This window comes from Duganella sp. GW821-FHT07G03, assembly GCF_059418605.1.
In genome coordinates, this window is record NZ_JBWKQE010000023.1 from 105665 (window position 1) to 112429 (window position 6765).

Here is a 6765-nt window from a genome sequence, read left to right on the forward strand (position 1 = left end):
TTCGTACCTCGTTACGGAGTCGCTCCGAGCCAGACTGCGCCCGACAACAGCAATAACAACATCATCCACAGCAGCAAGGCGCGCCACACCAGGCCCACCGTGCTTTGCAGCGCGCGCACGCTGGGCTCCTCGCCCGGCAGCATGTCCGGCTCGTCGTCGCTGATATCGACGGTGGCGGCATCGGCCGGCAGCACCTTGGCGGCGTTCTCCACCGGCGAGCCCAAGCGCACGCCCATGGCGCCGCCGCCGGCCGACAGGATGATGCCGATCGCCTCGTCCGCCCAGCGGTGGGCGAAGTTGCGCCAGGCGTAGATAGCGTCCTCGAAGTTGCCGACCACGGCGAAGGCTACGGCCGTCAGGCGCACCGGTATCCAGTCGATCCAGTAAAAGGCGCGCGCGGCGAACTGGCCGAAGGCCTCGTTGCGCATGTGCTCAGGCTCGTTCCAGGCGCGCGCCAGGTGCTCGGAGACGCGATACATGACGGCGCAGGCGGGGCCCAGCGGCATCAGGAACCAGAAGAACACGCCGAACACATTGCGGTGCGTGGTGATCAGCGACTTCTCGACGGCCAGGCGGGCGATCTCGGTCGCTTCCATGCCCACCGTGTCCTGCCGGGTCCATTCGGCCAGCAGCGCGCGCGCCGCGGCTTCGTCGCCGGCGTTCAGGGCCAGCTGGATCGAGGTGAAATAGTGGCTGTAATGGCGGAAGCCCAAGGTCAGGTAGACGATCAGCACGTTCCACGCAAAGGCCGCCAGGAACCAGTTGTAGTGCTTCAGCACCCAGTAGATTAGCGCCGTCGGCACCATCAGGATGGCCATCATCAGGAACCAGCCCATGCGGCCGTGGGTCGAGTCGCCGGCGTTAAACCAGATCTCCATCCGCAACGCCAGGCGCTTGATTTCGGCGTAGATCGGATTGTCCGCGCGCAGCGGCTTCATTTGCTCGATCAACAGCGCGCATAGAATGGAAAGAAAAGTCATTAAGAATCCTTTGAGTCGGCAATGCCTTGATGCCCGCTACGATAGCGTAGTGTGACTATGCGCGCAAGAAATGGAACAGATTGCGCAGCATGCCGGCCGTCGCGCCCCAGATGTAGTAGTCGCCGTACGGCATCGCGTAGAAGCTGCGCCGCCCGCCCGGCAGCTGCACCGACAGCCGCTGGTGGTTCAGGCCATCCATCAGGAAGGCCAGCGGCACTTCGAAGATTTCCGCCACTTCGGACGGATCGGCGGTCAGCTCGAACGGCGGCGCGATCAGGCCCACCACGGGCGTGACGCAATAACCGGTGCCGGTCAGATACTTGGGCAAGGTGCCCAGCACGTCGACATGGCGGCGCGCCAGGCCGATCTCCTCCTCCGACTCGCGCAGCGCGGTGTCGACCGCATCGCTGTCGTAGTCCTCGGCGCGGCCGCCGGGAAAGCTGATCTGGCCGCCGTGGTCGGTCAGGTGGGCGGTGCGCTGGGTCAGCAGGATGGTCAGGCCGTCCTCGCGCAGCACCAGCGGAATCAGCACCGAGGCCGGCGTCGGCGTCGGCCGCTTGGACAGGCTGCCCAACGATTCCTCGGCGCCCTCGGGCGTCCAGATCGGCTGCTCGATGAAGCGGCCGCGCAGCCACGCGGGCGTCAGGCGCTCCGGCGCGAGCGCGGGCTCGCCGGCGATGGCGTCCACGGGAAGTTGTTGCGGGTCGAACAAAGGCTGGGCCAAACGCTACCTCCACGAATGTAAAAAGGGGCACCGATGGCGCCCCTTCTATCCAAACACAAACGCAGCTATTAAGCGGCGGTTGCTTTCGCCACTGGGCGACGGTTTGGCAGTTTTTCCTTGATACGTGCCGATTTACCGGAACGATCACGCAGGTAGTACAGTTTAGCGCGACGTACGTCACCGCGGCGTTTCACTTCGATCGAAGCGATCAGCGGGGAGTACAGCTGGAAGGTACGCTCGACGCCTTCGCCGGACGAGATCTTACGAACGATGAAGTTCGAGTTCAGGCCACGGTTGCGACGGGAGATGACCACGCCTTCGTATGCCTGGGCGCGCTTGCGGGTGCCTTCGACTACGTTAACGTTGACGATCACGGTATCGCCAGGTGCAAAGTCAGGGATGCTTTTGCCCAGGCGAGCGATTTCTTCTTGCTCGAGTTGTTGAATCAGATTCATTTAATGACTCCATAAACCATCATGCTGGCGCGCTATGAGTCGAAACTCGATGCCCAGTAGAGGATGGGGTTAAACAACCATGCGGACGACATGTCCGCCGGCTTCTACAACAACAGGTTTACAAACCTGCCAAAAACTTTTCGTCAAGCTTGGTGAGCTGCCCTGCCTCACGCGCCTTGACCAGCAAATCCGGGCGCTTGCGCGCGGTCGCCTCCAGCATGCGCTGACGGCGCCATTTCTCGATCTCGGCGTGGTTGCCGCCCATCAGTACCGGCGGCACGCCCACCCCTTCGTACGTTTCCGGCCGCGTGTAGTGCGGCGAATCGAGCAGGCCGTTGACGAAGCTGTCCTCGATCGCCGACGCATCCGTGTTCAACACGCCGGGAATCTGGCGGATCACGGCATCCATCAAGGCCATCGCCGGCAGCTCGCCGCCGGACAGCACGAAATCGCCAAGGCTGATTTCCTCGTCGATGCAACGGTCCAGCAAACGCTGGTCCACCGCTTCGTAGCGGCCGCACAGGATCACCAGACCGGGCTCCTGCTTCAGCTGCATCACGCGCTCGTGCGTCAACTGCTTGCCCTGGGGCGACATGAACACCACGCGGGGCGTCGGCAGACCGGCATCGGTCTGGCGCTGCTTCGCCGCGTTGAGCGTCGCTTCCAGGGGTTTGGCCAGCATCACCATGCCGGGGCCGCCGCCATAGGGGCGGTCATCCACGGTACGGTGATTGTCGGTCGTGAAATCACGCGGATTCCACAACGACAAGCCACATCTATTCTGTTCAAACGCGCGCCGGGTCACACCCGACTGCGTCAGTGCGGCGAACATTTCAGGGAACAGGGTCACGACATCGAATTGCATGGCGGGCCGCCCTTATGTTCTTTAATAATCAAGTCCCCAGTCGACGGTGATCTTCTTTGCGGCCTTGTCTACCTTGATGACAAACGCGTCCACAAATGGAATCAGGCGCTCTTGCGCCACGACTTCTGGATTGGCATCTGGCGTAGCGGCTGGCTGTATGCGCAAGATCGACTGCGGACCATTGCTCATCATGTCAGTCACCGTACCGAGGTGCTCACCTTGCAAATTCTCTACATCCAGACCAATCAACTCGGTCCAGTAAAACTCATCGTCGGACAAGGCCGGGAAACGACTGCGCGGAACCGAAACAGCTGCGCCCTTGAGCGCTTCTGCCATGTCCCGATCGGTCACTCCCGCCAGCTGTGCGACCACGTCGCCGCCATGCAGTTTGCACTGCTTGACTTCGACATCGCGCAAGCCAGGCTTGTCGATCCACCAGGTTTTTACCGACAGGAGTGCATCCGCATCTTCCGAGAAAGGGCGTACCCTTACCCAGCCAGCGACGCCGTAGGCACCAAAGACAAAGCCTACCTGTGCCAGATCGTCGGGGACTTGCACCCCGGATGCATTCTTATCGGTCAAACCAGCAACCAGACTTAAGCAGCTTTGTTCGAAGCTACCAGGCGAGCCACGGTAGGCGACAATTGTGCGCCAACCGATTGCCAGTGAGCCAGACGGTCAGCGGTGATGCGCAGTGGCACTTCGCCACCGGATGCCATCGGGTTGTAGAAACCGATGCGCTCGATGAAACGGCCATCGCGACGATTGCGCGAGTCGGTTGCAACGATGTTGAAGAACGGACGCTTCTTGGCGCCTCCACGAGCTAAACGAATAACGACCATAATATTTCCAAAAAGTGTGCTAGGACGGAAAAAGCCGCAAATTATAGCGCGCTTTGCCGCGAAGCAGCAAGCGTTAATGAAATAATCGGGCAGATTGGGGTAATCGAAGATTATCCCCCGAACCGGCGTGCGGGGCAATAGCCTTGTCCATAAAAAAGGTCCGCCGGGGGCCGTATTATGACCGATACTGCATGTTTTCCGTCTACTGCCGAACAAACATGACTGTTTCGCACCACACATCGCACAAAAACAAGACCTTCGCCACCCTGCTGGCCTTCCTGGTTGGCGGCCTCGGCCTGCAACGGCTGTACCTGCGCGGCCCGCGCGACCCCTGGCTGTGGGCCCACCTGGCCGCGCTGCCGGCGTCGGCCGCCATCGCCGCCGCCTGGCCGGACGCCGACGGCTTCTACAAGCTGCTGCCCATCATGGTCTCCGGCCTGGTCGGTTTCCTCGAGGCGCTGGTGCTGGGGCTGATGTCCGACGAAAAATGGGACGCCCGCTTCAACCCCGGCTCCGGCAAGCAGTCCGACACCCACTGGCCGCTGGCCGTGGTGCTGGTGGCGAGCATGATGCTGGGCGCAGGCAGCCTGATCGCCACCATTTCCCGCCTATTTGACTTGTTGTACACTGGCGGCTCCTACGGTTAATAAGGAGAAAAAAGCATGAACCGTTCTATTCTGGCAGCACTGGTGCTGGCCACCCTGGCCTCGTCCACCCAGGCCCAAACACCCAAAGAGCAATTCAATGCGGAATCCAAGCGCCTCGCCACCCGCTACGCGGACGACAAGAAGCTGTGCGCGGAAGAAAGCAACTCGGCCGCCCGCATGCAATGCACGCGCGACGCCAAATCCGAATACGACAAATCGCTGGCGCTGGCCAAGGCCCAGCTCAAAGCCAGCCCGGCCAAGCAAGGCAGCTGCATGGAGTGCGGCAAGGTCACCTCGGTGGTGGTCAGCGAAAAGGCCGGCGAAGGCAGCGCGCTGGGCGTGATCGCCGGCGGCGTGGCCGGCGCCCTGCTGGGCAACCAGGTCGGCAGCGGCCACGGCCGCGAACTGGCCACCGTGGCCGGCGCGGCAGGCGGCGCCTATGCCGGCAACAAGATCGAAGAGAAAGCCAAGTCCAGCAAGCAGTGGACCGTGCACGTGCAATACGACGACGGCAAGCAGGTCAGCTTCAACTTCGACCACGATCCGCGCATGATGAGCGGCGACCGGGTCCGCAACGACAACGGCAACCTGGTCCGCAACTAGGTCAAATCGAAACAGCCTCCGGGCTGTTTTTTTTCATTCTTACTGGAGACGCCGTGCACCATCCCGCCTTCCCCGCCCAATGGCAGCCGCTGGTAGACCAGGCCGCCACCACCCTGCGCGCGCTGGCGCTTGACGAGAGCGCCAAGGAAAAGTTCTGCAACGATCCGCTGTTGCGTCCCTACATGCACAAAGTGTCGCAGCGCTACGTGGCCGGCCGCACCGTGGCCGAGGCGCTGCAACGGGTCGAACACATCATCGCCCAGGGCCATGCGGCCTCGGCCGAATACATGGGCGAGAGCGTGCGCGACGAAGTCTTCGCGATGGCCGAGACCGAGGTGTTCATGGAGCTGACCCGCGCCATCGGCCAGCGCAACCTGAACTGCTCGGTCTCGCTCGACCTGTCGCACGTGGGCATGACGGTCGATACGGAACTGGGTTTTCGCAACGCCCGCCGCATCGCGCTGGCGGCCGCCGAAATCAACCGCGAAGTGATGATCTCGATGGAGGCGGCCGACCGCGCCGACGACATCTACGCCATCTACGCGCGCCTGCACCGGGAGGAAGGCTTGCACAACGTCGGCATCACGGTGCCGGCCAAGCGCCACCGCACCGCGCAGGATCTGCCGTCGCTGATGAAGCTCCCCGGCCGCATCCGCCTGGTGAAGGGCGCCTTCCTCGAGTCGGAAGACGTCTCGCACCACCGCAACAGCCCGGAGCTGGCCGCCGCCTACCGCCGCTACGCGCAGCAACTGCTGCTAAGCGGCCACAAGTGTTCGATCGCCACCCACGACCGCGGCATCCAGCAAGACGTCAGCGCGCTGATCCTGAGGGAACGCATCGACCCGCGCTGGTTTGAATTCGAATCGCTGATCGGCCTGGGCACCGAGCAGATCGCCGAGCTGCACGCGCGCGGCTTCCCCACGCGAGAGTACGCCGTGTTCGGCGACGAGCACTTCCTCTACGTGCTCAACCGCATCGCCGAGGAACCGGTGCGCGTCTACCAGGCGATCATCGACGTTATGGCGCCCTAGACCGGCCATCCACTCAATCCTCCAGCGTGGCGTGGAAGCCGCTGCCGCCGCGCTTCCAATAGGCGGCGGCGCGGATCTGGTGCTTGCCCAGACCCTTGACGCCGACCAGCTCCTGCCGCACCGCCGCCATCGTCGCCGCCTCGCCGGCGCACCAGGCGTAGCCGTCGCCGTCCGGCAGCGTGAACGCGCGCACTGCCGCGATCATCTCCTCGTCGCTGCCGACCCAGCGCAGATCGACCTGGGCGCTACTGGCCAGCTCGCGGCGATCGGCCGCTTCGCCCACTTTCGCGATCACGATCACACGCACGCCGGCCGGCAACTCTTCGAGACGGCGGGCGATCGCCGGCAAGGCGCTCTCATCACCGACCAGCAGCTGCCAGTCGCTGACCGACGCCGGCCGCGCCATCCAGCAAAAGATCAAACGCCAGGCCGAAGCGCTGAACACGCAGGCGATGCAGGGCCTCAGCACCGAACAGCAGCAAGCACTGCACAGCCTGCTACTACAAGTCAAAACCAACCTCGACGACTGCCCATAAAAAACGGGGTCAGATACCGTCTTGAATGGCAAGCCCTTTCGATAAGTAATTGGGATCGAAAGGCTTGTCATTGTGTATCACC

At 62.8% G+C, this 6765-nt stretch carries 10 protein-coding genes; 3 read left to right on the forward strand and 7 right to left on the reverse strand.

The genetic code is table 11. The features are described from left to right. Positions 1 to 11: 11 nt before the first annotated feature. The 6 genes from AC07OK_RS24660 to rpsP all read right to left on the reverse strand — a co-directional run bounded on the left by AC07OK_RS24660 (position 12) and on the right by rpsP (position 3866). A complete protein-coding gene (locus tag AC07OK_RS24660) occupies positions 12 to 980 on the reverse strand; it encodes a CobD/CbiB family protein (RefSeq protein WP_494692761.1) in 969 nt (322 codons plus the stop codon). A gap of 55 nt (positions 981 to 1035) precedes the next feature. After that, entirely contained in the window at positions 1036 to 1704 is a 669-nt protein-coding gene (locus AC07OK_RS24665; RefSeq protein ID WP_494692762.1) for a CoA pyrophosphatase, read from the reverse strand. A gap of 68 nt (positions 1705 to 1772) precedes the next feature. Further along, on the reverse strand, positions 1773 to 2159 hold the full coding sequence (rplS, locus tag AC07OK_RS24670) for a 50S ribosomal protein L19 (RefSeq protein WP_008446022.1): 387 nt from the start codon (positions 2157 to 2159) through the stop codon (positions 1773 to 1775). 118 nt (positions 2160 to 2277) lie between these two features. Further along, positions 2278 to 3024, reverse strand: a complete 747-nt coding sequence (trmD, locus tag AC07OK_RS24675; RefSeq protein ID WP_494692763.1) for a tRNA (guanosine(37)-N1)-methyltransferase TrmD — start codon at positions 3022 to 3024, stop codon at positions 2278 to 2280. 21 nt (positions 3025 to 3045) lie between these two features. Beyond that, positions 3046 to 3606: a ribosome maturation factor RimM gene (gene rimM, locus AC07OK_RS24680; protein WP_494692764.1), complete on the reverse strand. Its 561-nt coding sequence runs from the start codon at positions 3604 to 3606 to the stop codon at positions 3046 to 3048. Between the two features lie 14 nt (positions 3607 to 3620). Then, complete coding sequence (gene rpsP, locus AC07OK_RS24685; protein ID WP_008446017.1) at positions 3621 to 3866, reverse strand: 30S ribosomal protein S16; 246 nt, start codon at positions 3864 to 3866, stop codon at positions 3621 to 3623. Positions 3867 to 4084: 218 nt separating this feature from the next. Between rpsP and AC07OK_RS24690 the strand changes: the two genes are divergently transcribed. From AC07OK_RS24690 to AC07OK_RS24700, 3 genes are read left to right on the forward strand one after another with little or no spacing between them, the layout of a single operon-like run. Continuing rightward, on the forward strand, positions 4085 to 4513 hold the full coding sequence (locus AC07OK_RS24690) for a TM2 domain-containing protein (protein WP_494692765.1): 429 nt from the start codon (positions 4085 to 4087) through the stop codon (positions 4511 to 4513). Between the two features lie 15 nt (positions 4514 to 4528). Next, positions 4529 to 5116, forward strand: coding sequence for an outer membrane lipoprotein (locus AC07OK_RS24695; protein ID WP_494692766.1), 588 nt, complete (start codon positions 4529 to 4531; stop codon positions 5114 to 5116). Between the two features lie 53 nt (positions 5117 to 5169). Continuing rightward, the gene (locus tag AC07OK_RS24700) at positions 5170 to 6147 is read left to right on the forward strand and encodes a proline dehydrogenase family protein (protein WP_494692767.1); all 978 of its coding nucleotides are present in this window, start codon (positions 5170 to 5172) and stop codon (positions 6145 to 6147) included. Positions 6148 to 6160: 13 nt separating this feature from the next. On the opposite strand, the gene AC07OK_RS24705 is transcribed toward AC07OK_RS24700, so the two are convergent. After that, on the reverse strand, positions 6161 to 6592 hold the full coding sequence (locus AC07OK_RS24705) for a siderophore-interacting protein (protein WP_494692768.1): 432 nt from the start codon (positions 6590 to 6592) through the stop codon (positions 6161 to 6163). Between the last annotated feature and the right edge of the window lie 173 nt (positions 6593 to 6765).

Bases quoted from the DNA above. Each gene is read 5' to 3' on its own strand.
- rplS (WP_008446022.1), bottom strand. From the start codon at position 2,159: ATGAATCTGATTCAACAACTCGAGCAAGAAGAAATCGCTCGCCTGGGC.
- AC07OK_RS24695 (WP_494692766.1), top strand. From the start codon at position 4,529: ATGAACCGTTCTATTCTGGCAGCACTGGTGCTGGCCACCCTGGCCTCG.
- AC07OK_RS24660 (WP_494692761.1), bottom strand. From the start codon at position 980: ATGACTTTTCTTTCCATTCTATGCGCGCTGTTGATCGAGCAAATGAAG.
- trmD (WP_494692763.1), bottom strand. From the start codon at position 3,024: ATGCAATTCGATGTCGTGACCCTGTTCCCTGAAATGTTCGCCGCACTG.
- rpsP (WP_008446017.1), bottom strand. From the start codon at position 3,866: ATGGTCGTTATTCGTTTAGCTCGTGGAGGCGCCAAGAAGCGTCCGTTC.
- AC07OK_RS24690 (WP_494692765.1), top strand. From the start codon at position 4,085: ATGACTGTTTCGCACCACACATCGCACAAAAACAAGACCTTCGCCACC.